At 70.7% G+C, this 25,261-nt stretch carries 26 protein-coding genes; 6 read left to right on the plus strand and 20 right to left on the minus strand.

Annotation, left to right across the window (positions count from 1 at the left end):
* Positions 1–120: 120 nt before the first annotated feature.
* From def to MQE23_RS15305, 20 genes are all read right to left on the minus strand, one after another.
* A complete protein-coding gene (def, locus tag MQE23_RS15205; protein ID WP_020274233.1) occupies positions 121–771 on the minus strand; it encodes a peptide deformylase in 651 nt (216 codons plus the stop codon).
* Between the two features lie 69 nt (positions 772–840).
* A complete protein-coding gene (locus MQE23_RS15210; protein ID WP_037670680.1) occupies positions 841–1,821 on the minus strand; it encodes a tetratricopeptide repeat domain-containing protein in 981 nt (326 codons plus the stop codon).
* 117 nt (positions 1,822–1,938) lie between these two features.
* A complete protein-coding gene (locus MQE23_RS15215) occupies positions 1,939–3,186 on the minus strand; it encodes an HD domain-containing protein (protein ID WP_243379382.1) in 1,248 nt (415 codons plus the stop codon).
* Positions 3,183–4,514 (minus strand): HD-GYP domain-containing protein, encoded by a 1,332-nt coding sequence (locus tag MQE23_RS15220; protein WP_243379383.1) that lies wholly within the window; start codon positions 4,512–4,514, stop codon positions 3,183–3,185. The genes MQE23_RS15215 and MQE23_RS15220 overlap by 4 nt, the downstream gene beginning before the upstream one ends.
* A 152-nt stretch (positions 4,515–4,666) precedes the next feature.
* Positions 4,667–4,978: a mycothiol system anti-sigma-R factor gene (gene rsrA, locus MQE23_RS15225; protein ID WP_243379384.1), complete on the minus strand. Its 312-nt coding sequence runs from the start codon at positions 4,976–4,978 to the stop codon at positions 4,667–4,669.
* Positions 4,975–5,661 carry an RNA polymerase sigma factor SigR gene (gene sigR / locus MQE23_RS15230; protein WP_010047600.1) on the minus strand — a complete coding sequence of 229 codons (687 nt, stop codon included), beginning with the start codon at positions 5,659–5,661 and terminating at the stop codon, positions 4,975–4,977. The genes rsrA and sigR overlap by 4 nt, the downstream gene beginning before the upstream one ends.
* Positions 5,662–5,917: 256 nt before the next feature.
* Positions 5,918–6,565, minus strand: coding sequence for an alpha/beta family hydrolase (locus MQE23_RS15235; RefSeq protein ID WP_243382639.1), 648 nt, complete (start codon positions 6,563–6,565; stop codon positions 5,918–5,920).
* 10 nt (positions 6,566–6,575) lie between these two features.
* The gene (locus MQE23_RS15240) at positions 6,576–7,391 is read right to left on the minus strand and encodes an SOS response-associated peptidase (protein WP_020275104.1); all 816 of its coding nucleotides are present in this window, start codon (positions 7,389–7,391) and stop codon (positions 6,576–6,578) included.
* A 91-nt stretch (positions 7,392–7,482) separates the two neighbouring features.
* The gene (locus MQE23_RS15245; protein ID WP_020275103.1) at positions 7,483–8,217 is read right to left on the minus strand and encodes a 4'-phosphopantetheinyl transferase superfamily protein; all 735 of its coding nucleotides are present in this window, start codon (positions 8,215–8,217) and stop codon (positions 7,483–7,485) included.
* Entirely contained in the window at positions 8,214–8,405 is a 192-nt protein-coding gene (locus tag MQE23_RS15250) for a hypothetical protein (RefSeq protein ID WP_167338033.1), read from the minus strand. Before MQE23_RS15250 ends, MQE23_RS15245 begins: the two co-directional genes overlap by 4 nt.
* Entirely contained in the window at positions 8,402–8,803 is a 402-nt protein-coding gene (locus MQE23_RS15255) for a lipocalin-like domain-containing protein (RefSeq protein ID WP_020275101.1), read from the minus strand. Before MQE23_RS15255 ends, MQE23_RS15250 begins: the two co-directional genes overlap by 4 nt.
* Positions 8,800–9,708: an alpha/beta hydrolase gene (locus MQE23_RS15260; protein ID WP_020275100.1), complete on the minus strand. Its 909-nt coding sequence runs from the start codon at positions 9,706–9,708 to the stop codon at positions 8,800–8,802. Before MQE23_RS15260 ends, MQE23_RS15255 begins: the two co-directional genes overlap by 4 nt.
* Positions 9,705–10,655, minus strand: coding sequence for an aromatase/cyclase (locus MQE23_RS15265; RefSeq protein WP_243379385.1), 951 nt, complete (start codon positions 10,653–10,655; stop codon positions 9,705–9,707). Before MQE23_RS15265 ends, MQE23_RS15260 begins: the two co-directional genes overlap by 4 nt.
* Before the next feature lie 28 nt (positions 10,656–10,683).
* Positions 10,684–11,469, minus strand: coding sequence for an SDR family NAD(P)-dependent oxidoreductase (locus MQE23_RS15270; RefSeq protein WP_243379386.1), 786 nt, complete (start codon positions 11,467–11,469; stop codon positions 10,684–10,686).
* A 52-nt stretch (positions 11,470–11,521) separates the two neighbouring features.
* On the minus strand, positions 11,522–11,785 hold the full coding sequence (locus MQE23_RS15275) for an acyl carrier protein (protein WP_020275097.1): 264 nt from the start codon (positions 11,783–11,785) through the stop codon (positions 11,522–11,524).
* Between the two features lie 106 nt (positions 11,786–11,891).
* A complete protein-coding gene (locus MQE23_RS15280; protein ID WP_243379387.1) occupies positions 11,892–13,085 on the minus strand; it encodes a ketosynthase chain-length factor in 1,194 nt (397 codons plus the stop codon).
* On the minus strand, positions 13,082–14,353 hold the full coding sequence (locus tag MQE23_RS15285; protein ID WP_020275095.1) for a beta-ketoacyl-[acyl-carrier-protein] synthase family protein: 1,272 nt from the start codon (positions 14,351–14,353) through the stop codon (positions 13,082–13,084). Before MQE23_RS15285 ends, MQE23_RS15280 begins: the two co-directional genes overlap by 4 nt.
* Complete coding sequence (locus MQE23_RS43655) at positions 14,350–15,021, minus strand: TcmI family type II polyketide cyclase (RefSeq protein WP_020275094.1); 672 nt, start codon at positions 15,019–15,021, stop codon at positions 14,350–14,352. Before MQE23_RS43655 ends, MQE23_RS15285 begins: the two co-directional genes overlap by 4 nt.
* Positions 15,022–15,277: 256 nt before the next feature.
* Entirely contained in the window at positions 15,278–16,084 is an 807-nt protein-coding gene (locus MQE23_RS15300) for a response regulator transcription factor (RefSeq protein WP_082320004.1), read from the minus strand.
* Between the two features lie 366 nt (positions 16,085–16,450).
* Positions 16,451–17,914 (minus strand): MFS transporter, encoded by a 1,464-nt coding sequence (locus tag MQE23_RS15305; protein WP_243379388.1) that lies wholly within the window; start codon positions 17,912–17,914, stop codon positions 16,451–16,453.
* A 249-nt stretch (positions 17,915–18,163) separates the two neighbouring features.
* On the opposite strand from MQE23_RS15305, the gene MQE23_RS15310 reads away from it, so the two are divergent.
* The 6 genes from MQE23_RS15310 to MQE23_RS15335 all read left to right on the plus strand — a co-directional run bounded on the left by MQE23_RS15310 (position 18,164) and on the right by MQE23_RS15335 (position 25,091).
* Entirely contained in the window at positions 18,164–18,868 is a 705-nt protein-coding gene (locus MQE23_RS15310) for a TetR/AcrR family transcriptional regulator (protein ID WP_037671485.1), read from the plus strand.
* A gap of 174 nt (positions 18,869–19,042) precedes the next feature.
* Positions 19,043–20,269: a cytochrome P450 gene (locus tag MQE23_RS15315; RefSeq protein WP_020275090.1), complete on the plus strand. Its 1,227-nt coding sequence runs from the start codon at positions 19,043–19,045 to the stop codon at positions 20,267–20,269.
* Positions 20,270–20,280: 11 nt separating this feature from the next.
* Positions 20,281–21,288, plus strand: a complete 1,008-nt coding sequence (locus tag MQE23_RS15320) for an LLM class F420-dependent oxidoreductase (protein WP_020275089.1) — start codon at positions 20,281–20,283, stop codon at positions 21,286–21,288.
* Positions 21,285–22,493, plus strand: a complete 1,209-nt coding sequence (locus MQE23_RS15325; protein WP_020275088.1) for a hypothetical protein — start codon at positions 21,285–21,287, stop codon at positions 22,491–22,493. The genes MQE23_RS15320 and MQE23_RS15325 overlap by 4 nt, the downstream gene beginning before the upstream one ends.
* Before the next feature lie 202 nt (positions 22,494–22,695).
* Positions 22,696–24,156 carry an FAD-dependent oxidoreductase gene (locus tag MQE23_RS15330; protein WP_243379389.1) on the plus strand — a complete coding sequence of 487 codons (1,461 nt, stop codon included), beginning with the start codon at positions 22,696–22,698 and terminating at the stop codon, positions 24,154–24,156.
* Positions 24,157–24,236: 80 nt separating this feature from the next.
* A complete protein-coding gene (locus tag MQE23_RS15335; protein ID WP_243379390.1) occupies positions 24,237–25,091 on the plus strand; it encodes an NAD(P)H-binding protein in 855 nt (284 codons plus the stop codon).
* Positions 25,092–25,261: the final 170 nt, after the last annotated feature.

A 25,261-nucleotide genomic window follows, 5' to 3' on the forward strand; every position in this document is an offset into this window, starting at 1 on the left:
GATCACCAGGAGAGCAGAAGCGATCGAACGTGCGACGGACAGGCGAACGACGCAGGCGAACGGCGCCTGTTCAGGGTGGGAAACCCGAACGGACGCCGTTCGCCTGGTGATCCTGAGGTCTCAGTCGTTCGCGACGACCGGGTACCGGGGCTCGTTCTCGGCCATCTGCCGCAGCGCGTCCTTGCGTTCGCGCTTCGAGAGGCGGTCGATGTAGAGGTAGCCGTACAGGTGGTCGGTCTCGTGCTGCAAACACCGAGCGAAGTATCCGGTGCCGCGCACCCGGATCGGGTTGCCCTTCTCGTCCTGCCCGGTCACCTCGGCGTAGTCGGGCCGGGCGAGCGGCGCGTACGCGGTCGGCACCGACAGGCAGCCCTCGTTGCTGTCGTCCAGCCGGCGCTTCTCGGCGGGCAGTTCGACGAGCCTGGGATTGCAGACGACGCCGGTGTGCCGGACGCCCTCGTCGTCCGGGCAGTCGTAGACGAAGACCTTCAGGTCGACGCCGATCTGGTTGGCGGCCAGGCCCACACCCTCGGCGGTGCGCTGTGAGGCGAACATGTCCGCCACCAGCTGCTGGAGCTCGTCCCCGAAGTCGGTGACGTCCTTGCACTCCTTGTGCAGCACCGGGTTCCCGACCACCGTGATCGGCCGCGAGGTCCCCCGTTCCCGCCAGGCCGCCTCGCGCTCCTCGCAGTCCTCCGTGTCGATCACGTACCCCTCGTCATCGACGGGGAGCACGCCCGCGCGCTGCTGATCGGTGTCCTGCTGAGCCATGACGTTACGTACGCCTTCCTGAACAAATCCAAGCTGGGATGCTGATACAGGGTACGGGGGACGCAGGGCCTAGCAGACCTCTTCGAGGTCCCGCCAGTCCCGGGAATCCGGACTGTCGGCGACCCACCCGTCCAGCAACCCCCGGACCAGCGAAGCCGGCGCAGCCAACCCGCACTCCCGCTCGGGAACCCACAGCTGCCCGTCCGTCCGATGCCCCAGCGGCCCGGGATGCCCCGGCTCACTGTGATCATGCGGATCGAGGTGCTCCCCGTCGCCCTCGTCCGACGGCATCCGTGACTCCGAGCACATCCGGCACAGCAACCGCACCGAAGAAGACCAGTCCTCCGCGGCGAACCCGGCATCCCCGGCGAGCTGCTCCAGCGCGTCCCGGTCCGCCTCGGTCGCGGCCTCCAGCAGCACCACCCACGTCGGCACCGGCGACGGCGCCCACAGCTCGATCTCGTCGAACACGGGGTACGTGTGCCCCGCGGCCGTGGTCCGCTCCCCGTGCGGCACGCCGTCGTGGAGCACGACCTCACCCCAGCGCCGCCCCGACGACGGCAGCGGAATGGACAGCACCTCGATCCGCGCGGGATCCAGCCGCCGCCCCCACACGACCTCGGCCTCCCCCTCGGGAGACAGCCGTACGGCCGCGCTGCCGAGATCCATGCCGAGCGGCTCACCGGAGTCGTTGGCCGGCCCCGGCACCCGCAGCCCGTAGGCCTGCCAGGCACGCCGGGCCAGCGGCCAGTCCTGGAGGGCGGTCGCGGCGATTCCGACGTTCCACCAGTCGGGCGCGCCGGTGTCCCGGTCGAGCAGCGCCACGGCCCTGAGGCCCGCCGCCCGCGCCTGCTCCCAGTCGTGCCGGAACTTGTGCAGCAGGGCGAGGTTGAACCAGGACTCGGACAGCCAGGGCTCCAGGTCGGCGGCACGTGTCAACAACGCGCCGGCGTCCTCGTACCGGCCGTCGCCGATGAGAGTGAACGCCCGGTCTGTGGCCTGCCGCCAGGAGGCGGAGGGCCGGTGCCGTCCCTTGCCGAAGATCCTCACGATTCCCGCCTGCCAGTTCCGTGCGGTGGGCTGGCCGTAGCTGTGTTTCGAGCCCCCGGACACCTTCTTCTTCGCATCCAACCACGTACGGCCTCCGGGGCGCTCATTACCCATGGGTTACCCAGTCAGAGGCAAGGTCAGACTGCCCCTTGCCAGTACCCGGGCCAGCGATTCCACCACCTCCGGGGCGTACTCCCCGGCGGTGGCGAGCCGGAGTTCCTCCAGCGCCGTCAGCGGTCCGCCCAGGCCACCTTCCCGGGACTTCTCCTCGTACGCGTTCACGGCCCGGACGATCCGCGCGGCGAGCGGCTGCTCGGCGTAGGGGTCGGCCTGCCGCTCCACGACCACGGCGACCGCCTCGTCGACACCCGTCTGCCGTACGACGGCCCCGCCGAGCAGCGCGATCCGCCGCTGTTCCGCGGCGGGCAGGCCGGCGGTGGCGCCCGCGGGCACCGGGTCGACGAGGCTCAGCTGCCCGATGTCGTGCATGAGCGCGGCGTACTCCAGCACGGCCAGCTCGGGCTCGGTGAGACCCAGATCACGCCCCACCGCCTGGCTGAGCGCGGCGACGCGGCGGGCGTGCCCGCAAGGCGTGTACCCGGCGACCTCGGTGGCCCGAGCGAGGGAGGCGATGGTCTGCCGGTAGGTCGCCCGGACGGCGGCGTAGCGCCGGAACGACATCTGGGCGAGCAGCAGCGGCACAGAGAAGACGGGCAGCGCCCACAGGCCCACCACGGCGACCGCCAGGGCCATCACGGCCCCGGTCGCGATCACGGCGGAGCCGATGCCGCACACGGCCCGCAGCTCGTCCCGCAGCACCGGCCCGAAGGGCCAGCCGGTGCGGGAGTGGGCCAGCGCGGCGGCGAGCACGGCATCGCACAGCGCGGTCAGGGACAGCAGCGCGAGCAGCAGCAGCGCGTAGGCGGGACCGCCCCAGTCGTCGAACATGCCCCGGTTGTACGGCGGCTGGAAGCACACGGCGACGAACCCGACGGTGAGCACCCGGCGCGCAAGGTGGTCGAGCGTGGGCCCCTGCCCGCGCGCCACGTGCGGCACGCTGCCGAGCAGCGAGCCCGCCAGCACGACGGCGACGACCTGGGCGGGGCCGTGGTGCGTGGCCCGCCCGCCGGCCTCGCCGAGCAGCGCGTACGACAGGGCCGCGGCGGCCCCGAGCGGCGCCGGCTCCCTGACCTGCGCCCCGTTGCGCCGGGCGAGCTCCCCGACGGTGACGAGGACGCCGAAGGCGAGGGCGACCCGGCGTTCCTCCAGCCCGTCGTAGAGGGTGACGGCGAGGGAGCCGGCGGCGAGGAGGGCGGCACAGGCGTGGACGAGGGTGAAGAGCGGCGGCGGGCGGTACGCGCTCACCGGTGCGCTCCCGGCCGGCTGGAGAGCGGTGTGCCGGGCGGAGGAATCCGGGAGGGGCCGACGTCGTCTGCGGTCACGGCGGGGCGCCAACCCACCCGGCCGACGGCCTCCACGAGGGCCGCGACCATCACCGGGTCGAACTGGCTGCCGGAGCAGCGCTTCAGCTCCGCCAGGGCGACCTCGACGGGCCGGGCCCTGCTGTAACTCCGCGTGGAGGTCATGGCGTCGAAGGCGTCCGCGACGGCCACGACCCGTGCGGACTCCGGGATCTGGCTGCCCACCAGGCCGTAGGGGTACCCGGTGCCGTCCAGCCGTTCGTGGTGGTGGAGTACGGCGGCGCGGGCCTCCCCGAGGAAGCCGATGCCGCGCACCATCTCGTGCCCGTACTCGGGGTGCAGCTCGATCACCCGCCGCTCCTCGGGCGTCAGCGGCCCGTCCTTCCTGAGCAGCCGGGTGGGGACGCCCAGCTTGCCGACGTCGTGCAGGATCCCGGCGAACCGGAGCACCTCGACGCGCTCGTCGTCCATGCCCAGCTCGCGCGCGATCATCATGGAGGCCTGCCCGACGCGCTCGCTGTGCCCGCGGGTGTACCCGTCCTTGATGTCGACGGCCTGGACCAGCGCCCGGATGGTCGCCTGGTGGGCGGCGCGTTCCCGGTGGTACTGCGCGAAGGCCCACCAGGAGACGCACATCGGCAGCAGCACGAGCAGCGCGGCCACCGGACCGTACGGGCTGCGCCACAGCACGGCCATCATCAGTCCGGCCAGCCCGTGCACGGCGATGGGCGCGAGGGAGCGCGCCACGAGCCCCCGCCAGGCCCGCCGCACCGGCACCCGCTCGGCGACGGCCAGGATCCCGCCGTCCAGCAGCGCGAGCACCAGGCAGAACGCCAGCACGGCCGCCCCGGCCGGCCCGAGCGCGTAGGGGACGTCGCCTGCGACGACCGCGTCCCGCCCGCCGAGCGCCCGGTGCACCCGGGCCGCGGCCCACACGCCGAGGACGAGCTGGGCGGCCCGCCAGACGCGCCGCAGCGCCACGGGCCGCTGCTCGACGTGCGAGAGCAGCGCACCGGGCACGGCCACCAGGGCGGCGGCGGGCGCGGGCAGCAGGAAGGCACCGGCGAGCAGCACGGGATAGAAGGTCCCGGCCGGATGGGAGATCCCGACGAACCGGGACCGGGCGACGCGCTCGCAGCCCGCGTACAGCGCGGCGAGCAGCAGCACGGCCCACCAGGGCGTGCGGACGCCCGGCAGCGGCAGCAGACAGAGAAGGGCGGCGAGGACGACACAGGCCACGTACACACGTGCCCGCACCGGTACCGCTTCCATGAGCCCTCCCCCGGCCAAGTCCGTCAGGCCCGGAGCCTAGGACGGCGGTGGGGGGCTCCGCGGGCCGATAACCCGCGGATTAGCACGTTCGAGTGATGCGTTCGAGGATGACTACCCCCTCGGAGCAGGGGTAGTTGAAAAGCGCAGGAGTGTCAGGACTCCTGCGGCGTGGCCGGCGAGGCCGTGATGTCCTGCTCGGGGACGGCCTGGCCGGAGCGGATCAGCTCGATCCGCCCCATGACCTTGTCGCGCAGGTCGCCCGGCACGTCGTCATGCCCGCAGCAGCGCTTGACCAGCTTCTTCACGGCCTGTTCGAGCCCGTACTTCTCGAGACAGGGCGAGCATTCCTCGAAGTGGTGCTCGAACTTCACGCAGTCCGAGTCCGGCATCTCACGGTCGAGGAACTCGTAGAGATGATCGAGGATTTCGCTGCAATCCGTCTCGTGCGGCTCTCCGCAGCTCATGACCCCGAGCCTTTCGCTTCGTTCGACTCTCCGGCGCCGGCCGGGACCATCCCGCGGTCACGGGCGTAGTCCTCCAGCATGCCGCGCAGCTGACGGCGGCCCCGGTGCAGCCGGGACATCACCGTACCGATGGGTGTCCCCATGATGTCGGCGATCTCCTTGTACGCAAAGCCCTCGACATCCGCCAGATAGACGGCGATGCGGAACTCCTCGGGGATCGCCTGGAGCGCTTCCTTCACGTCCGAGTCGGGCAGGTGGTCGAGCGCCTGAGACTCCGCGGAGCGCAAGCCCGTCGACATGTGCGACTCGGCGCGGGCGAGCTGCCAGTCCTCGATCTCCTCGGCCGCCGAGCGCTGTGGTTCCCGCTGCTTCTTGCGGTACGAGTTGATGAAGGTGTTCGTGAGGATCCTGTACAGCCACGCCTTGAGATTGGTGCCCTCGCGGAACTGGTGGAAGGACGCGTACGCCTTCGCGTACGTCTCCTGCACCAGGTCCTCGGCGTCGGCCGGGTTGCGCGTCATGCGCAGCGCGGCCGAGTACATCTGGTCGAGGAACTCGAGCGCGTCCCGCTCGAAGCGCGCGTTGCGCTCCGCGGCCGTCTCCGCGCCCGTGCCGCCCTGGCCCTCGGGCTGCTCCGCCTGGCCGTGTTCGGTCCCTGCGTCGGTCCCTGTGACCGGACCCACCTCCTTGAGCGTTCTCGTGAGACCGAGACCGGTCTCACCCGAATCGGAGGATAGACGACGATCCGGTCCGCCCGCCGCCCGAATAGGGGCTGTCTTGGCCGCGTGCAGCACCGTCCAGTCCAGGTCGGCGCGGCTGCTGCGGCTCGGGCAGTAGATCGAACCCATGCGGCGGACTCCCTCTCCTACGGCGTCGGTGCTGGTCTCCAGCACGTACGTCCCGCACAACAGTGCTCGCCGCCCCGGCATTCCCGGAGCTTTACCCGAGTGACCCGGTCCACTCCACGACCGCGTCCGTGATGACCGCCACTGCCTCCTCCTGCGTGATCTCCGCACGCTTGGGGACGGCGAAGCCGTGATCGCCGTACGGCACCTCGACGAGCCCGTAGGGCCCTTCGGGGAACTCCCCGGGCTTCCCGAAGGGGTCGTTCCCGCCTTGGACGACCAGGGTGGGCACCCCGGAGCCCAGCAGCTCGGCGGCGCGGGACTTCTCGGGCTTGCCGGGCGGGTGGAGGGGGAAGCTGAGGGCGAGGACCGCGTGGGCGCCGAGTTCCGTGGCGGTACGGCAGGCGACCCGGGCCCCGGCGCTGCGGCCGCCGGAGACGACCGGCAGTCCGGGCCCGGCCAGTGCGGGCCAGATGCCCCGCCAGCCGAGGTCCAGGGTCCTGGGCGCGGGCGCGAGCTTCTTCCCGGCCACTCGCCAGGGCTGCTCCACCCGGGCCACGGTGACGCCGTGGGCGGGCAGGACGGCGGCCAGGGCCTTCAGGTCGCGGGCCTCGATGCCGCCCCCGGCACCGTGGCTGACGGCGAGCACGAGGCGGGCCTGCTTCGCCTTGTGCCAGGTGATGCGGGCGGGGCCGGCTTCGGTCTCGACGGTCTCCGTGGTCGCGTCGGACCCTTTCGTCACGTTGGTCACGTCAGAAGAGTGTGCCCTCTTCGGGCCCTTCCAGCTCCTTCAGCAGCTCCGGGCCGTTGTTGCGGACGTTGCTGACGGCCGTGGTGACGGGGTAGGCGCGCATCAGCCCGGCGGGCGGCGGGGCGAGCAGCTCGCGCAGGTCGTCGGGGTCCGTGCGGGACGGGTCCAGCCAGGCGTCCCAGCGGTCGGGCGTCAGCATCAGCGGCATCCGGGGGTGGATCTCGGCCAGGGCCCGCGGACCGTCCGCCGGGGACACCGCGAGCGGGCTCGTCTCCGCCTCGGTGGTGATGACGGAACACGTCACCCACCAGGCCTGCGGGTGGTCGTCCGGCAGCGTCTTGTCCCGCCAGAACTCGTACAGGCCGGCCATCGCGAAGACCGACCCGTCCGCCGGGGTCACGAAGTAGGGCTGCTTGCGGGGCCGCTTCTTCTTGCCCTCGACCTCCAGCTCGCGCTCCTGTGTGCCGGTGACCCACTCGTAGTAGCCGTCGGCGGGCAGGATGCAGCGCCGGGAGGTGAAGGCGCGGCGGTAGGACGGCTTCTCGTGGACGGTCTCCGCGCGGGCGTTGATCATCCGGGCGCCGCCCTCGGGGGTCTTCGACCAGGACGGGACGAGCCCCCACTTCAGCGTGCGCAGCTGCCGAACCGGTCGCGGGTCGTCCGCGTCTTTCACAGGGCGGTCGAGGACGGCGTAGACCTCTTTGGTGGGCGCCACGTTGTAGTCGGGCTCCAGAGTCTCCTCGGGCTCCCACTTCTCGATCTCGAAGATTCCTGCGAGATCCTCTGGCCTACGACTGGACGAATACCGCCCGCACATATGAAATCCACCCCTCCGACCTGCGATAACGGCTACCTAAGTCAGCACGGTGCTGGTCAGCGCCACATCCACTCGTGACCCAGGGCCTTCACTACTTTACGGAAGGAGGACGAGCAGTCCCACGGTCAGCCGGCACTGGGCCAGTCGGTGTCACGAACACCGGTCCCCTCGGCGGTTCACCCGCGGACACGCCCACCGCGGCGACGTATCCGCCAGGGAGCCGGAAGGCTCTGAACTGCGCCGCCGCATAGGGGGTGCGCGCGACGAGCGGGAAGCGGGTGCCCGGGCACTCGAAGCCGATGCTCCGCAGGCCCGCGCGCAGGCCCTGGCCGGTCAGTTTGGCCGCCGCCTCCTTCAGCACCCACAGGGCCGCCCGGCGTTCCTCGTCCTGCGGCACGGCGTGCAGGGCCGCCCGTTCGCCAGGGCCGAGGAAGGCGTCGTCGGGCAGCCGGGTCACGCGCGCCACCTGCTCCGTGTCGACTCCGACCCGCGCCCCCAGGGCCACGGCCGCCAGCGCGTACCGGCCGCTGTGCGCGATGCTCAGCGACAGCTGCGGTCTGCCCACCACGTACGGCTGCCCGCCGAGGCGCTGCCCGGTGCACAGGGTCGTCCACGGCGCGCCGACGATCCGTGCGGCCGCCCGGCGGGCCAGCCACCGCCCGATCAGCGTGCGGGTCCGGTCCGCGGCCAGCCGCTTTCGCAGCACGTGCTCGCGTTCGGCCGGCGCCAGCACCTCGGACACGGTGTGCGCGAGTTCCTCGGTGCCCGGGGAGTGCAGATCGTGTGCGAGGAGCAGCACGCGGGGCGGGGCGGCGGCCGGGGTCATGTGCCCTCCAGGCCCAGCCGTCCGAGGTGCCGGGACACCGTGGCGGCACTCCGGCCCTCGTCCGCCGCCTCCTGCGGGCCGGGGGCCGTGTGGTGCACCGCTCCGGGAGCGAAGATGCTCAGGGCCATCAGCAGCGGGTGGTCGGCGTCCTCGGCCATCCCGGCGATCGTGTCCACAAGGGCGCTCATCGGGCATCCCCCGACCGCTCGGCCCTGCGCCACACGAGGACCCGCCGCTGCGGACGGGCGTCCACCTCCCGGGTGGCGCGGACGGTGAGGACGTCCCCGTCGAGCTCGGCGTCCCGCGACTGCTCGATGCCGATCCAGTCGGGGCGCGACGAGATCCGGATGCGGTGCACGACCTTCCCGTCCTGCGCCCGCCACTCGCCCGCGTACCCCATGTACGAAGGTCCCGGTGCCGAAGCCGGTGCGGTGGGCATCATGCTCACCGAGACGTGGCCGTCGGGCGTGTAGATCAGCATGCCCGACGGGGACGGCCCCAGCGGGCCCTCACCCACGGGCCGCCCGGCCTCGTCCACGTCGTGGAAGGCGTCCAGATGCCACACTCCGACGATGTCCTGCGTCATGTCCGGTCCTGCTTTCCTCGCGTGGGTCTGATCGGGTCGTCCCGCCACTGCAGGCACTCCTCCACGAAGCCGAGGGCTCTGAGGTGATAGGCGCGGGCCGTCCAGCCGAGGCTGATGTTGTGGCCGGCGTCGGGCTGATGGTCCGTCACCACGCGGGGCGCCGAGCTCAGCCGGGACCGGAGCCGGGCGACCGCCTGCTGGTCGTGCTGCCACCAGGCCTCGTGCTCGGCGAAGGTGAACCGGACCGGCACCCGGATCCGCTCGGCGAACCCGGCGAACTCCTGCGTCCAGCGGACTGCGTCCGCGAGCTCCCGCGGCGGAATCGAGGCGACGACGCTGCCGCTGGCCCGGAACGTCCCCGGCGGATACAGCCGCAGCGGCCCCCAGTTGAGCCGCCAGCTCCGTCGCCCGTGCGTGTCCCTGGCGCTCAACGGCACCGCGTACTCGCCGCCGCAGCCGGAGATGTCGAGGCCGAGCAGTTCCGGGAGCATGCCGTCCGCAGCGATCCGCAGCGCCGGCTTGCCGCCGAAGGAGTGGGCGAGGAGGAAGATGCCGCTGCCCGTGTCGAACCGCGCCGTCAGGAAGCGCAGGGCCGCGCCGAGCGTCGCCGCCTGTTCCGCGATCCCCTGCCCCTGGGGCAGCTGCCGGGCAGACAGGCCGTAGCCCGGGCGGTCCACGGCCACCGCCGCGAACCCGAGGCTCGTGGCGAGGTCGAGGAACGACGTGTCGGGGTGGGACGGTCCGTGGAAGTACGAGGAGCTCATCCCGGCTCCGTGCAGGGCGACGACCATCGCCCTGCACGGAGCCTGTGACGGGAGGGCGAGCAACCCGGACAGGGTGATGCCGTCCGCGTCGAGGGTGATGCCGCGCACGCCCGCCGTGGCGGCCGGCTGTGCCACCGTCATGGACGGTCGCCCCCGGCGCGCTCCTCGGCGAACGCTTTGGCAAGGCCCAGGGTCGCCATGCTGTTGGTGCTGAGCGCCGTGCGGACGTAGTCGATCGCGTCCTGCACGGTCGCGTCCGCGCCCAGGACTTTCCCGATGTTGTCGGTGTCGACCGTGAACGTGTGCTGCGAGGAGGCCGTCACGCCGCCCTCGGTCGGCGTGATGGTCCAGCGGCCGGTGTGCAGCGTGATCAGGGCGGGCAGCGTGACCTGCTTGTAGGCGATCCGGTGGTGCGGCAGGCACACGCGGTACGACTTCGTGGTGTGCGAGGTGCCGTCCTTGGACAAGGTGTCCATCTCGAGCGTCTGCAGCCCCGGTGCCGGCTCCTCCAGCCGCACCGCGAGGACGTGCGGCAGGCGATCGGTCCACAGGTCCGCCCGGTCGATGAAGTCGTACACGTCCCGGGCGGCGCCCCTGATCGTGACCGTGTCCTCGAAGGAGCAGGTCAGCGCGTCGGCAGTGCCGTCGGACTCGGCCGTCACCTTCAGCGACTCGAGCTCGGAGCGGGAGTTGCGGTCCACGACGCCGTCGAGCCAGGCGAGGCTCTCGTCGTCGACCGCCTGGTAGTCGTGGTCGAGGCGCACCAGTGCGTCGCCGGAGGGGAGCGCCTCGATGTGCCAGGTGCCACCCATCGCCGCCACCGGGGGCGTACTGACCTCCTGCCGGAACCGGATGCGGAGGTTCTCCGGGTCGAGGGTCCGGCGCGACGTCCAGTTCTTGACGGTGTCGCCGGCCGTCGCCCAGATGCGGATGCGCTCCTCGCGTTCGCCGCGCTCCACCTGGTCGACGTAGATGTTCGGGGGGAAGAGACGGGGCCAGTCCTCGGCATGCGCGAGCATGCGGTAGACGGTTTCGGCCGGGGCCGAGATCTTGATCTCGTGACTGGACTCGTGCAGCTCCGACGGCATGGTGGACTCCTTCGCGCTCGGTAGGTGGTCAGAAGTTGCCGAGGCCGCCGCAGACGTTCAGGGCCTGGGCGGTGATGGACGCCGCCGTGTCGGTCATCAGGTAGCCGACCAGGCCCGCCACTTCCTCGGCGGTGGAGTAGCGGCCCAGCGGGATCTTGGCCTGGAACTTCTCCAGGATCGCCGCCTCCGAGGCACCGGACAGGCGGGAGTAGTTCCGCCGTACGTGCTCGGCCATCGGGGTCTCGACGTAGCCCGGGCAGACGGCGTTGACCGTGATGCCGGTGGGGGCCAGTTCGTTGCCCAGCGCCTTGGTGAAACCGACGACGCCGTGCTTGGACGCGGAGTACGGGGCACCCAGGACGACGCCCTGCTTGCCGGCCGTGGAGGCGATGTTGATGACGCGCCCCCAGTCCTTGTGCCGCAGCCCGCCCGTGGTCAGCACCTCGCGGGTCAGGCGGAACACGCTGTTGAGGTTGGTGTCGACGATGTCGTCCCACAGTTCGTCGGAGATGTCGGCCGTGACTCCACCGCCCGGGATCCCCGCGTTGTTGACGAGCGCGTCGACCGTGCCGAACCGCTCGACGGCCGCCTGGACGAATCCGCGGATCGAGTCCACGGACCGCACGTCCAGGACGACGCCGTCCACGTCGAGCTGCTCCTCCTGGAGCTGCTTGACGGTCGTGACGACCTTGTCCTCGGTGCGGGACCCTATGAACACCCGGTGCCCCTGCCCGGCCAGCAGCCGGGTGACGGCCAGACCGATGCCGCTGGTGGCACCGGTCACCAGGACGACCCGGCTCTTCTGCTCTGTCATTTCCCCTCTTTCCCTGCGAGTTTCACTGTGGTCTCGAGCTGCGGTGTCGTGGTCAGGCGGCCTGAGCGGGCAGGTGGGAGGAGATGGCGTCGAGGAGGGCGCGGGGCGTGTTCGCCTCCCCCACGACCGTCTCGTCCAGCTCGATGCCGTACTCGCGCTCGACGCGGCTGGCGGTCTCCAGCAGGGCGAGCGAGTCGTAGCCGATGTCGGCGAAGTCGGCGTCGAGGATGTCCCCTTCGAGGCCGGTGCCGTCGGGGGCGCCGGAGCCTTCGAGGAGGATCCGCTTGAGGTCGTCGAGCGTGAAGGTGCGGGACATGGGGAGCCTTCCTTCTTGTTTTCTGCGTGTTCCTGATACGGCTGGATGGGGGGTGCGGTCGGGCCTTTGGATGGGGGGGTGCGGTCGGGCTTTGGCGGCGGCGCGCTCAGCGGCGCACGACCATGGCCGAGTTGAAGCCGCCGTGGCCCCGGGCGAGGACGAGCGCGGTGCGCAGGCGGGCGGCGCGGGGCTGGGAGACGACCAGGTCGAGGCCGTGGCGTTCGGCCGGCTCGGTGTGGAGCGTCGGCGGGATCGTGTCCTCGCCCAGAGCCAGGAAGGCCGTGGCGAGATCGAGCGCCGCGCCCCCGGCGTACAGCCGTCCCGTCATCGTCTTCGGGGCGGTGACCGGTACGCCGTGCGGCCCGAAGACGGCGGCGATCGCCTCGGCCTCGACGCGGTCGAGCTCCGGCTCGGCCGCCGCGTCGGCGAACACCACGTCCACGTCGGCGGCGGTCACGGCCGCGTCCGCGAGGGCGAGCTCCACGGCCTTGCGCAGGCCGGGTTCGCGTCCGTCGAAGGTGGCGGCGTACCCGGCGATCTCGCCGTACACCCTGGCGCCGCGGGCCTTCGCGGAGTCACCCGACTCCATGATGAGCAGGGCACCGCCCTCACCGGCCACATGGCCGGCGGCCCGGTCGTCGAAGGGCAGGTAGGCGTGGGTCGGCTCCTCGGCGGTGCTGAGGCGGCCGCTGGTGTGCAGTCCGACCCACCCCCAGGAACACAGCAGCGCGTCCACGGCGCCGGCGACGACGAGGGAGGTGCCCTTGCGGATCTGGCGCCGGGCCTGGGCCACCGCGTCCAGCCCGCCGGCCTGGTCGGTGACGACCACGCCGCTGGGGCCCTTCATGCCGTTGCGGATGGAGATCTGGCCGGTGTTGACCGCGTAGAACCAGGCGAACGACTGGTACGCGCTGACGTACTGGCTGCCCTTGCTCCACAGGTTCTTCAGCTCGTGCTGGCTGAACGCGAACCCGCCCGCCGAACTCGCGGTGCTCACGCCCATGCTGAACTCGGGCAGTTCGGCCGGCCGTACGCCGGCGTCGGCGAGTGCCCAGTCCGCCGCGACCAGGGAGAGCCGGGTGACCCGGTCGGTCTGGGGCATCAGCCGGCTGGGCAGCTGGCCCTCGGCCGTGAAGTCGCCGATCTCACCGGCGAGCCGCGCCGGGTACCCGGAGGCGTCGAAGTGGGTGAGCGGGCCGATGCCGCTCTTGCCGGCGAGGGTGGCGTTCCAGAAGTCCTGGCCACCGAGTCCGTTGGGCGCCGCCACACCCAGGCCGGTCACCACCACTGAGGCCGTCACGCCGCACTCCTTTCGGGCTGGGCGAGCACCATGGCGCTCTGGAACCCGCCGAAGCCGCTGCCGACCGTGAGGACGGCGTCGACGAGCTGATCGCGGGCGGTGAGCGGCACGTAGTCCAGGTCGCACTCGGGGTCGGGGGTGTGCAGGTTCGCCGTGGGCGGTACGACGTTGTTCCGGATCGCGAGGATCGACGCGGCGATCTCGATGGATCCGATCGCGCCCAGCGAGTGCCCCACCATGGACTTGATGGAGCTCACCGGTGTGCGGTACGCGTGGTCGCCCAGGCTGCGCTTGAACGCGGCGGTCTCGTGGCGGTCGTTCTGCTTGGTCCCCGAGCCGTGCGCGTTGATGTAGTCGATGTCCGTGGGGTTCATCCGGGCCTCGTCGAGGGCGACGGTGATCGCCTCGGCCATCTCCCCGCCGTCGGCGCGCAGGCCCGTCATGTGGTACGCGTTGCTTCGGGTGGCGTATCCCGCGATCTCCGCGTAGACACGGGCGCCCCGGCGCTGCGCGCTGTCGAGTTCCTCGAGGACGAACACCGCGGCACCCTCGCCGAGCACGAACCCGTTGCGGGTGCCGTCGAAGGGCCGGGAGGCGTGCTCCGGCTCGTCGTTGCGTGGCGTGGTGGCCTTGATGGCGTCGAAGCAGGCGAGGGTGATCGGCGAGATCGGCGCATCGGTGGCGCCGGCGACCACGACATCGGCCGTGCCCTCGCGGATCAGCTCGGCGGCATAACCGACCGAGTCGAGCCCGGAGGTGCAGCCCGCCGACACGACGCTGCTCGGACCCTGCGCGCCGACGGCGCGGGCGACCTCGGCCGCGAAGGAACTCGGCACGAAGTAGTTGTAGAAGTGCGGGTCGGCGTAGGTGTGGTCGACCAGGTCGAGGCGGCCGTCGTCGCTGACGATCCGGTAGTCCTCGTCGAGGCTCATGGTGGAGCCGACGGCGGTGCCGACGGTGACGCCGATCCGGTAGGGGTCGAGCCCGTCGAGGGCCAGGCCGCTGTCGGCGACGGCGCCGCGCGCGGCGACGACCGCGAACTGGGCGGCCCGGTCCATCCGCCGGACCTCCTGCGGGGTCAGGCCGTGCGCGTACGGGTCGAAGTCGACCTCGGCGGCCACGCGGGAGCGGAACGGTGAGGGGTCGAAGAAGGTGATGCCCCGGGTCGCGGTGCGTCCCTCGGTGAGCAGCTCCCAGAACTTCCGGGCGCCGACCCCGCCGGGGGCGAGGACCTCGACGCCGGTGATGACGACTCGTCGCGCGCTCACTCCGCCGCCTCCCAGTGGTAGAAGCGGGTGGCGATCTGGTCGGCCGTGGAGCGCCAGCGCTCCGGGGCGTACTTCTTCACCAGCGGGTCCAGGTCCGCGCAGATCTTCACGAAGCGCGGGTCGGCCTCCTTCCAGGCCTGGTCGATCACGGCGGTGCCGTTCTCGCTCGGGAAGTCCTGGATGTGGAAGTAGACGCCCTGGTACGAGAACAGCTGCCGGCGCCGGGTGCCCATCCGGTACGGAAAGTCGGTGGCGTCCAGTTCGCCGAAGAGCCGGGCCACCTCGGGGACGACCTCGTCGGCGACCCGGTTCACGATCACCGTGCTGTGGAGACCGGTTTCCTTGTCGACCGGCGGCTCGCCCTCCCATTGGTAGAAGGCGACGGCACGGTCGTCGGCCACGGTCGGCGTGTAGGACGTGACCAGCGGTGCCAGCCGCTCGCGGAGTTCGGCGGCCCGGAATTCCTTCGCCGCTTCGTCGGCCGCCGCGCCGGCGTTCTCTCCGGTGAAGTCCTGAATATGGACGAGGACGTCGTAGTAGGCGTACAGCTGCCGACGCTTCAGCCCGGATATCCGGGGCGCAGTGACCGCATCGTAGTCGGCGAAGATCTCTGCTATCTCCTTGCTGCAATCCCCGTCCAGTCTGCCCACGCTCACCACAGTGAACATGTCCTGCCTCCCGTTCTGTTCCGACGCATCGGATTACGCAATGAACTATTCACCAGAGCTCGGCACACTCTCAACTCAATCCACTTCATAACTTCTACATTTCCAATGGAGGGAACAGTCAGGTCTCCGCACGCCCAACTCAGCTTTACGTCAGGGAAAGGTCAGACGGGCAGCTCAGGGCACGAAAAGGCCGCCGCCGCAGCTGGAGAGCTGCGGCGGCGGCCGGTGAATTCTTTTCTTTCTTTTTCCTCTCTCTTTACGGCATCATGGGTACACCCCGCCCGATGCGGAAGCCGACGCCGCGCACGGTGAGAATCCAGGACTTTCCACCGAGTTTTTGGCGGATGCTGCTGACATGCGTGTCGACCGTACGGCGGGACCAGGAGTTCTCCCAGACCTGGCGCATGATGTGCTCGCGCGAGACGACACTGTCGGGATTGACCGCGAGCAGGTGAAGCAGGTCGAATTCCTTGCGGCTCATCGGGATCACCCGATTGTCCAGCCGCACTTCACGGGTGAGCGTGTCGATCCGCAACGGGCCGTGCTCGATGACGTGCTCGCCCTGCCGGCGTGGTGTCGCCCGTCGCATCACCGCGTCTATCCGGGCCATGAGTTCCCGGAATCCGTACGGCTGGACCACGTAGTCGTCGGCCCCGGCCTGGAGGGCCAGCACACAGTCCAACTCGGACGAGCGGTCCGTGATGACGATGATCGGGATGTCGCAGCTGACCCGGATCGCCCGGCACACCTCCAGCCCGTCGATGTCGGGGAGGTCGGGACCCAGCAGCACCACGTCCGCCTGGTCGTAGACGTCGAGCGCCTTGGCACCCGTGTCGACGCAGGTCACCTGGTGCACGTGCCGGCCCAGTGCCTGTCTGAGCAGTTCCTGCTGCCGCTGCTCGCTCTCGACGAGGAGCACCTGCCAGGTGTCGAAGGCCGGGAACGAGACCGGGAGGGGCCGCGTCGGCAGTACGCCGACGCCTCCGCGGTACCGCTGCCGCTCGGCCCCGCCGGCAGCAACCGTGAGTATGTCACTTTCCGATATCTCAGTACGCTTTTCCATCCATCTACCCCCATGATCATGGATGTGCGACAGGAGACGTCCTGATCTTCTTCTCGTAGAAGTCGATCAGGATTTGCCGGTCGGAACTCACGGCGGCTTCATTGCCGACCGCGGCGAACCAGGCAGGTACTCCGAGGTCCTGGTAAGAGCTTTCTTTCGTGTGGTTCTGAAGGGATCCGCCAGGAATTTCGCCCGTCACGCTAACACGCAGGCATCCGAGCCGGTAGACCGTCGATCATGAAGTATCGAATGCCACAGAGAAGCCTGCCGCGTGGCTGAATTCATTCGGTGTGGCGCGATTTAACGCGTTCAATACCGCACCGTAACGAGAAGGTGCCTGCGCATTCGCTGCGGCGGGCCGGGCCGTCACTCCTCCGCGGGCCGTACCGCCCGCTCGGGCAGCCACCGGGTGCACAGCGCGGCGCCCGCGACGAGCGCGAGAGCCACCAGAAGAGCCGCCGAGGTCGCCGCCGTGAAGGCCGACGCCCCCTCTCCGCGCCGCCCGTTCAGGACGGAGAAGAAGACCGTGCCGAGTACGGAGGCGCCGAGCGCGTTGCCCACCTGCTGTGCGGAGGTCAGGGTGCCCGACGCCGAGCCGGTCTCCCTCTCGTCGACGCCCGAGAGCACGATGTCGAAGAACGGCGCGATGGCGAGCCCGGAACCGACACCGAGCACCGCGAGGGCGGGCGAGAGCCACCAGGCGTTCACCGGATCGTCCTGCACGGCGATCGTGCCCAGCGCGGCCAGCAGGCCGACGGCGGTGGCGGCGAACCCGATGAACATGGTCCGTCGCGCCATCCCGAGCGCCTGGGAGAACCCGAACCCGAGCACCATGCCCGCCGCCTGCGCGATCGTGGCGAGGCCCGCCTTCAGCGGACTCATCCCGAGACCGAGCTGGAAGAAGAGGCCGAACAGCAGCGCCCCGCCCATCATGACGCTGAAGAAGAGGATGCCGATGAACAGCCCGGAGACGAAGGCCTTCTTCCTGAACAGTGAGGGAAGGACGAGCGTCGGCAGGCCCTTGTCCGCCCGGTGGTACTGGTGGCGGACGAAGCCGGCGAGAGTGCCGATGCCGGCGGCCAGCAGCAGGAACACCCACCACGGCCAGCCGAGCTCACGCCCCTGCACGAGCGGGAAGATCACGGCGGCCATCCCGGCCGCGGCGATCATCGCCCCGACCAGGTCGATCCTGAGGTCCCGCTGCCGCTGCGACCTGGGCAGCAGGACGAGCCCGGCCACCAGGGCGAGAACACCGACCGGTACGTTGACGGCGAAGATCATCCGCCAGCTCCAGCCGAAGTAGTCCGCGTCGACCAGCCAGCCCGCCACGATCGGCCCGGCCACACCGGACAGCGCCATCACGGGCCCGGTCACCCCGAAGGCCATGCCGACCTTGTCCGGCGGGAAGAGGCTCCTGATGATGCCGAGCGCCTGCGGCACCATCAGCGCGCCCAGCAGGCCCTGCAGGACCCGGGCGGTGATCAGGGTCTCCGGGTTGGTCGCCAGCGCCGAGACCAGCGAGGTCACGGTGAAGCCGGCCAGGCCGGTCAGGAAGAGGTTCTTGCGCCCGTACTTGTCGCCGAGCCGCCCGCCGATGAGCAGTCCGGCGGCCATGGCGATGGTGTAGCCGGCCGCGAGCCACTGGATGAACTCCTGCGAGCCGCCCATGTCACGCGTGATCGTGGGTCCCGCGATGGTCGTGACCAGGGAGTCGAGCAGATCCATGACCTCGCCGACGAGGATGATGCCGACGGCCGCCCAAGCCCGCCTGGCAGAGAACGCAGGACCGTCCGGCAAGGCCACGGCCTGCGGCATTTCGGTGGTGGACATGCTGACCTCCTGGGGTCGGGACAGCTGACAGTGCCGCCGGCAGGGCAGCCAGTGATGCGTGATGACGTCGCAGGCGACTGCGGGGATGAACGACGTACGTTGCGGAAACACCGTTTCCTTTGGCCGAACACGTACCTGTAAACGAACACTGTTCTACGATAGAATCATGTTCGGCGTCAACCCAAATCTGAACCAACCCCGATCCGACCCCGCGCCCTCGGGCGCCTCCTCACCGGTAAGGTCTCCGTGATGCGTCAGAAGTCGAACTCCGCCGAGGTGCCCCTCCCGCCATGGGAGGTGCGCCGGAAGACCGAGGTTCCCCAGCGCGCTCCGCTCACGGCGGAGCGGATCGTCGACGCCGCGCTCGCGGTCGTCGACACGGAGGGCAGTGGCGCGGTCACCATGCGCCGGATCGCCGGCGACCTGGGCGTGGTCGCGTCCAGCCTGTACGCGCACGTGCGCAACCGCGAGGAGCTGCTGCTCCTGGTGCTGGAGCGGGTGATGAAGGAGGTGGGCGTCCCGGAGGTCACCGGGCAGTGGGACGCGGACCTCAAGGCGCACTACACGAAGATGCAGCGCGTACTGTCCGCCCACGGCGACATCGCCCTCTACAACTTCGCGGCCTTCCCGCCCACCGCCATCGGCGTGGCGATCACCGAGCGGCTGCTGTCGGTACTGCTGAACGTGGGCGTCCCCCCGAAGATCGCGGCCTGGGCCCTGCACCGGCTCACCCTGTACACGACGGCCGACGTCTACGAGGGCTGGCGCCTGGCGAACAAGGACCTGGCCGACTGGATCGATCCCGTCCGCGACTACTTCGCGTCCCTGCCCGCGGACCGGTTCCCGTCCATCGTCGGCAACGTGGACGTCATGCTGGACACCGACAGCGACGGCAGGTTCGAACTGGGCCTGGACATGCTGATCTCCGGGCTGGCGACGTTCGTCACGGACTGACCGCCCCGCCCCGGCCTCCGCAGCCGCAATCCGGGGCCGGCTTTTCCGTCACCGATTCCCTGCAGTTTCCCAGATTCAGAATTAACAAAGAGCTGACTCTGGTCTGACCCTGAGGGAAAATTCGCCGCGCTACCGTTCATGTCATCCCCCCTCGGCATACCCAAGGGAATTGTCATGAATGAGATCGCAGCGGACGCCGCTCCGGAATTTCCCATACTCCGCACCTGCCCGTTCAGCGTTCCGGAGACGTATCGGAAACTGGACGAGGCGGGCGGCCGGGTGCACCAGGTCCGCATGTCCGACGGGCGCCGCGCCTGGCTCATCACCAAGAACGAAGACGCCCGAGCGGTGCTTTCCGACGCCCGTTTCAGCTCCGAGAAACTTCGGCCCGGATTTCCCGAACTTTCTCCGGGCGGGCTCAAGGCGCTGACCTATTTCTCGCCGTTCCTGGTGAACATGGACGGAGCCGAGCACTCCCGGGCCCGCCGCGCGGTCCTCGGGGAGTTCTCCGTGCGCAAGATCAACGCCATGAAGCCGCGGATCGAGCGCATCGTCGACACGGCGATCGACCGGATGCTGGAGCAGCCGGACCGGCCGGTCGACCTCGTCGCGCACCTCGCGGGCCCCGTACCCACACTGGTGCTCGAGGCGTTCCTGGGTGTTCCGGCGGACGACCTCGACACCATCGAGCGCAACACGGGGAAGATGCTGCGCGAGGCCCGGACCGAGGACGAGCAGCGGGCCGCCGCCGAGGCCCTGCACGCCCACCTCGACCGCGTCATTGCGGCCAAGGAGGAGAATCCGGCCGACGACTTCCTCAGCCGTCAGATCGAGCGGTCCCGCCGGGAGCACGGAGGTGCCGCCGACCGTTTCGAACTCGCCAGCCTCGTGCAGCTCCTGCAGATCGCCGGACACGCCTCCAGCGCCGCGATGATCTCGCTGTCGGTGCTCACCCTGCTGGCCGACCCGGAGCAGCTGAAGGAGCTCACCACCGATCCGGCCCGCACGCCGGCCGCGGTCGAGGAGCTCCTGCGCTTCCTGTCGATCACCGACACCGGGCCGCTCAGGCTGGCCCTGGAGGACGTGGAGATCGGCGGCGTACGCATCCGCGCGGGCGACGGGGTCATCATTCCCACCCTGCCGGCGAACCGCGACGCCGACGCCTTCCCCGACCCCGACCGCTTCGACATCGGGCGAGCCTCGGGCACCCGGCATGTCGCGTTCGGCTACGGGGCGCACCAGTGCCTCGGCCAGAACATCGTGCGCACCGAGCTCCAGGTGGTCCTCGACCGCCTCTTCCACCGCGTCCCGGACCTGCGGCTCGCCGTGGAACCCGGCGCCCTGCCCTACAAGTACTTCGGCCAGTTCTTCGGCCCCGTCGAACTTCCCGTCACCTGGTAGGAGACCAGCACGTGAGCATACGTCTCGGCTATCACATCCCGTACTTCCATCACACGGAGACGGTCACCGGTCTCTTCCCCGCACTGGTCGACCAGGTGCGCGCCGCGGAGGACGCCGGGTTCGACCTGGTCACGACGATGGACCACTTCTACCAGCCGCCGCTGATCGGGCCGCCCGACGGCCCGATGCTGGAGGCGTACACCCTGCTCGGGGCGCTGGCGGCGGCCACCGGCCGTGTGCAGCTGTCGACCATGGTGACCGGCATCGGCTACCGCAATCCCGCCCTGCTGGCCAAGATGGTCACCACGCTCGACGTGATCAGCCAGGGGCGCGCCGTGCTCGGCGTCGGCGCCGGCTGGCATGAGCAGGAACACCGCGAGTACGGCTACGAGTTCGGTACCGTCGCCGAGCGTTTCGGCCGGTTCGAGGAGGCGCTCGGTGTCGTCGTCCCGATGCTGCGCGGGGCGCGGCCGCGAGTCGAGGGGCGCTGGTTCCGCGCCGAGGGTGCCATCAACGAGCCCCGGCTCCGGGAGGACCTGCCGCTGCTGATCGGAGGCGGGGGCGAGAAGAAGACGTTCGCCTTCGCCGCCCGGCACGCCGACCACCTCAACATCATCTGCACCACTTCCGAGCTGCCGCGGAAGATGGCGGCACTGCGGACGCGGTGCGCCGAGGCCGGCCGGGACCCGGCGACGCTGGAGACCAGCTTCGCCACGCCCCTGATCATCGACGAGGACGGCGACCGGGCCCGCAAGCTGCTGGAGGAGGCACTGGCCAGGTCGGGCGTGAACGTGGCGGAACTGACGGACTCCGAGCGGGCCGCGGCGAGCGACCGGTTCTTCGTCGGCACCCCGGCCGAGGTCACCGAGCAGCTCCAGGAGCGGGTGCTGTGCCACGGCATCGACGGGCTCATGGCCAACATGCTCGTCAACGCGCACGATCCGGACGCCATCGCACTGACCGGGCGCACGCTGGCCCCGCTGGTCGGGCTCGCGCCGGAGACGGGGACGACGACATGAACATGGCCGGATCGCAGCGCTTCACCGGAGGCGATGTACTGATGCAACAGCTGAAGATCGACCCCCCGGTGCAGCTGCTCTGGCGGGTGCAGGGCCGGCCGGCTCCCGAAGCGTTGCGGAAGTTCCACGCCAATCTGGCCCAGGGCCCGCTGAACCGGCGGATGCGGACCGCCCGGCTGCCGCTGGCCCGCCCGGTCTGGGAGCGGCACACCGACTGCTCCGCCCTGCGTGTCTCCCCTCGGACGATCGCGCCGGAAGAGGTGATGGACTGGGCCGACGCCGCCTGCCGGGTCGAACTCGACGCCCATGCGGGCCGCGGCTGGGTGCTGAGCGCGGCGCACATCGGCGACGGCACGTCCGTGGTGTCCCTGGTGGGTTCGCACGCGCTGACCGACGGCCAGGGTCTCATCGGCGCGGCCACACTGGCCGCCCGGGAGACCGCTCGGCAGTGGCGCTCCGGGCAGCCGTCGCTGGTCGAGGACCTCACCGATCTGGTGACGGAAGGCATGTGGACGTACTCCCGGCTGGCGCTGTCCCGGCTGCGCGGCAAGGTCGCCGAGGTGCCCGCCACCGCAACCCGGATGCTGCTCGGCCGTTCACGGCAGGCAGACGGCGCGGCACCCGTCCGCTCCCGGCTCGCCTTCACCGTGTCGGCCGCCGACGCCGAGCGGGTGGCGGAGAGCGGCGGGGGCAGCGTGACGGGGCTGATGCTCGCCATGACCGCGAACATCCTGCGCGCCGCGCGGGGCACCACCGAGTCGGGCGGGCCGTTCACGGTCGGGCTGCCCGTGAGCTTCCGGCGGCCGGACGACCTGGAGTCCTCCAACATGGTCGGGATCGCCACCCTGCGGCTGGCCGGCCTGCGCGGGCGTTACACCGACCTGGCCCACATCCGCCGGCTGAGCAAGGCGGTGTACGCCGAGGTGGTCGGCCGGCACCTCACCGGCTATCCGCAGACCGACGCCGCGCTGTCCAACGCCGGCGAGATGCTGCCGGAGGCCAGGGACGTCTTCGGTCCCGCCCTGGGTGTCCTCTTCCGCACGGTCTCGGGCGCCGGGGGGCCGCCCGGCCGGATGAACTGTTTCGTCCTCAGGGCCGGCGGGACGGTGTCGATCGGCTTCCAGTCCGCCGGCGTCTCGGTCGGAGCCGGGCTGGTCGAGGCGGAGCTCGACGCGTGGGGCCTCACCCCGACCCACAGCTGGTGACTCTCCTGCCGCGAGCCGCGGAACAGCGCGGTTCGCGGTAGTCGCGGTAGTCGCGGTAGTCGCGGTAGCGCCCCAGCGTCCTCGCAGGCCCCCGGGAAACGTGATCGGCTCCTGATGGCCTGCGCAGAACGCCGTACTTGTGAAAGAACGACGTTCGCTGATAGAACGTTGTTCGGAACCGGAAGGCAGAGAGGAACCCGTAATGGACGCTGACGTGATCGTGGTGGGCGCCGGACCCACCGGTCTGACGCTGGCCCACGAGCTGGCCCTCGCCGGCGCACGCGTGGCCCTGCTCGACAAGGGCCCCGGCCGGACCGGCGAGAGCCGGGCCCTGAACCTCCACCCCCGCACCGCGGAGATGCTGGCCTTGCGCGGCATGCTCGACGGCGCGGAGGAGCAGGCCAGGGCCCGCTTGGAGACGACCCACTTCGCACACCTGCCCGTGCCGCTGACGCTGGACGGCTGGGACTCCCGCTACCCGTACCAGGTGGCCATTCCGCAGGCCGAGGTCGAGAACGTGCTGGAGGAGCACCTCGCCGCACTGGGAGTACGGGTCCAGTGGAACTCGGAGGTCACCGGCATCGTGCAGGACGAGGAGCGGGTCCGCGTCCAGACCGGCGGGAAGTGGATCGAGGCACGCTATCTGGCGGGCTGCGACGGTGGCCGCAGCTTCGTCCGCAAGCACCTCGGGGTCGAGTTCCCCGGGCTGGACGCGCGGTGGTTCGGCACCGTCTCCGACGTCGTGCTGGGCATCACCGCTGAGGGGATCGCGACCACCTGGGACACCAAGGGCTCTCCCCGGATGCGTCCTGACGGGTCGTTCGCGAACATCTTCCCGATCGGCACGGAGTCGGACAACGTCTACCGGATCTTCTACAGCATCGCCGACCAGGTGATCGACGACCAGCGCGCGAAGGTGCCGGAGAACGAGGTCATCGCCGCGATCCAGGAGTTCTACGGCTCGGACACCGAGGTCAAGGAGGTGCGCTGGGCCTCCCGGTTCAGCGACGCCTCACGCCTCGCGGAGCACTACCGCGTCGGACGGGCCTTCCTCGCCGGCGATGCCGCGCACGTCCACCTGCCGCTCGGCGGCCAAGGACTCAACACCGGCGTGCAGGACGCGATGAACCTGGGCTGGAAACTGGCCGCCGAGATCGCCGGCTGGGCCCCCGAAGGGCTGCTCGACACCTACCACGGCGAACGCCACCCGGTGGGCGCCGCCGTCCTCACGAACACCCGGGCCCAGGTCGCCCTCGGCCAGAAGGGCATCGAGCACGAGGCGCTGAGGGAGATCTTCACCCAGCTGATCAAACTGCCGGAGGCCAACCGCCTGCTCGGCGGGGCGATCTCCGGCCTCTCCATCCGCTACGACCTCGGGGGCGACGAGCCCGTCGGCGCCCGGCTCACCGACTTCGCCCTGCCCGACGGCCGCTGGGCCAGCGAACTGTTCCACCAGGGGCACGGCGTCCTGCTGACCACGCGGACGGAACTGGTCGCCGAGGCGGCGCCCTGGACGGGCCGGGTGGACGCCGTGGAGGTACCGGAGCTCCCCGGCCTCGGCGCCGAGGCCGTTCTGGTGCGCCCCGACGGCTACATCTGCTGGGTGTCCGGCACGCCGCTCACGGAAGCACTCCACCGCTGGTTCGGCGCGGCCCGGACCTGACCCACGGCCGGCCCCGGCGCCGGCCGTGTGCGCCCCAATTTCCCCCAGCGCCCCCTTTCCCCCACGTAGGAGTCCACCTCATGACCATTCTGGTGACCGGCGCGACCGGCAACGTCGGCCGCAACGTCGTCGAGCTGCTGCTCGCGGCCGGTGCCCCGGTGCGGGCCACCTCCCGGAATCCGAAGACCGCCGAACTGCCCGCGGGCGTCGACGTGCGCGCCGGGGACCTGGACGACCCCGGTTCGTTCGGGGACGCGCTGGCGGGCGTGGAGAAGCTCTTCCTGTTCCCCAACCCGTCCGGCGTCGCCGGCTTCCTGCACCTCGCCAGGGCCAGCGGGGTCAAGCACGTGGTACTGCTGTCGTCCGCCGCGGTGAGCGAGCCCGGTGAGACCGCCGGTCCGATCGGACTCATGCACCTGTCGGTCGAACGGGCGGTGGAGGACAGCGGTCTCGCCCGGACGGTGCTGCGGCCGGGCGCCTTCGCGAGCAATGTGCTGCAGTGGGCCCCCGCGATCCGCGAGGGCGGTGAGGTCCGCGTCCCGTACGCCGAGAGCACCCTCTCCCCGATCCACGAGCGGGACATAGCGGCGGTCGCCGTCCAGGCCCTGCTGTCCGACGGACACGAGGGCGCGACGTACGAGCTCACCGGCCCGGAGTCGATGACGCAGCGCCGGCAGGTCGAGCTGATCGGGGCGGCAATCGGTCGTCCGGTGACCGTCGTCGACCTGGTCGGCGATGCCGCTCGGGCCCAACTGGAGGATCAGTACGGCGCGTTCGGAGTGCCCGGCCTCGTCGACTCCGTCCTCGGCACGTACGCGGCCTCGGTCGGCACCACCGCCCCGGTGACGGACACGGTCGCCCGGGTCACCGGCCGCCCGCCGACGGCTTTCGCCGACTGGGCGCTGGAACACCGTACGGCGTTCACCGCTGCCTGACGGCAGACCACCGAACATGAAGGAGCCGAACCCAGGACGGGTACGGCTCCTTCTCTGCTGCCCGCGCGTGCCGTCAGGAACGATCCCCACCACGTCGGCGTCTCAAATACCGTCCGCACATCCGTGCCACACTGCGAGATTCCACACGACGCCAGGGAGCCATCGCCGCA

This window comes from Streptomyces sp. HP-A2021 (assembly GCF_022807935.1).
GTDB lineage: Bacteria > Actinomycetota > Actinomycetes > Streptomycetales > Streptomycetaceae > Streptomyces > Streptomyces afghaniensis.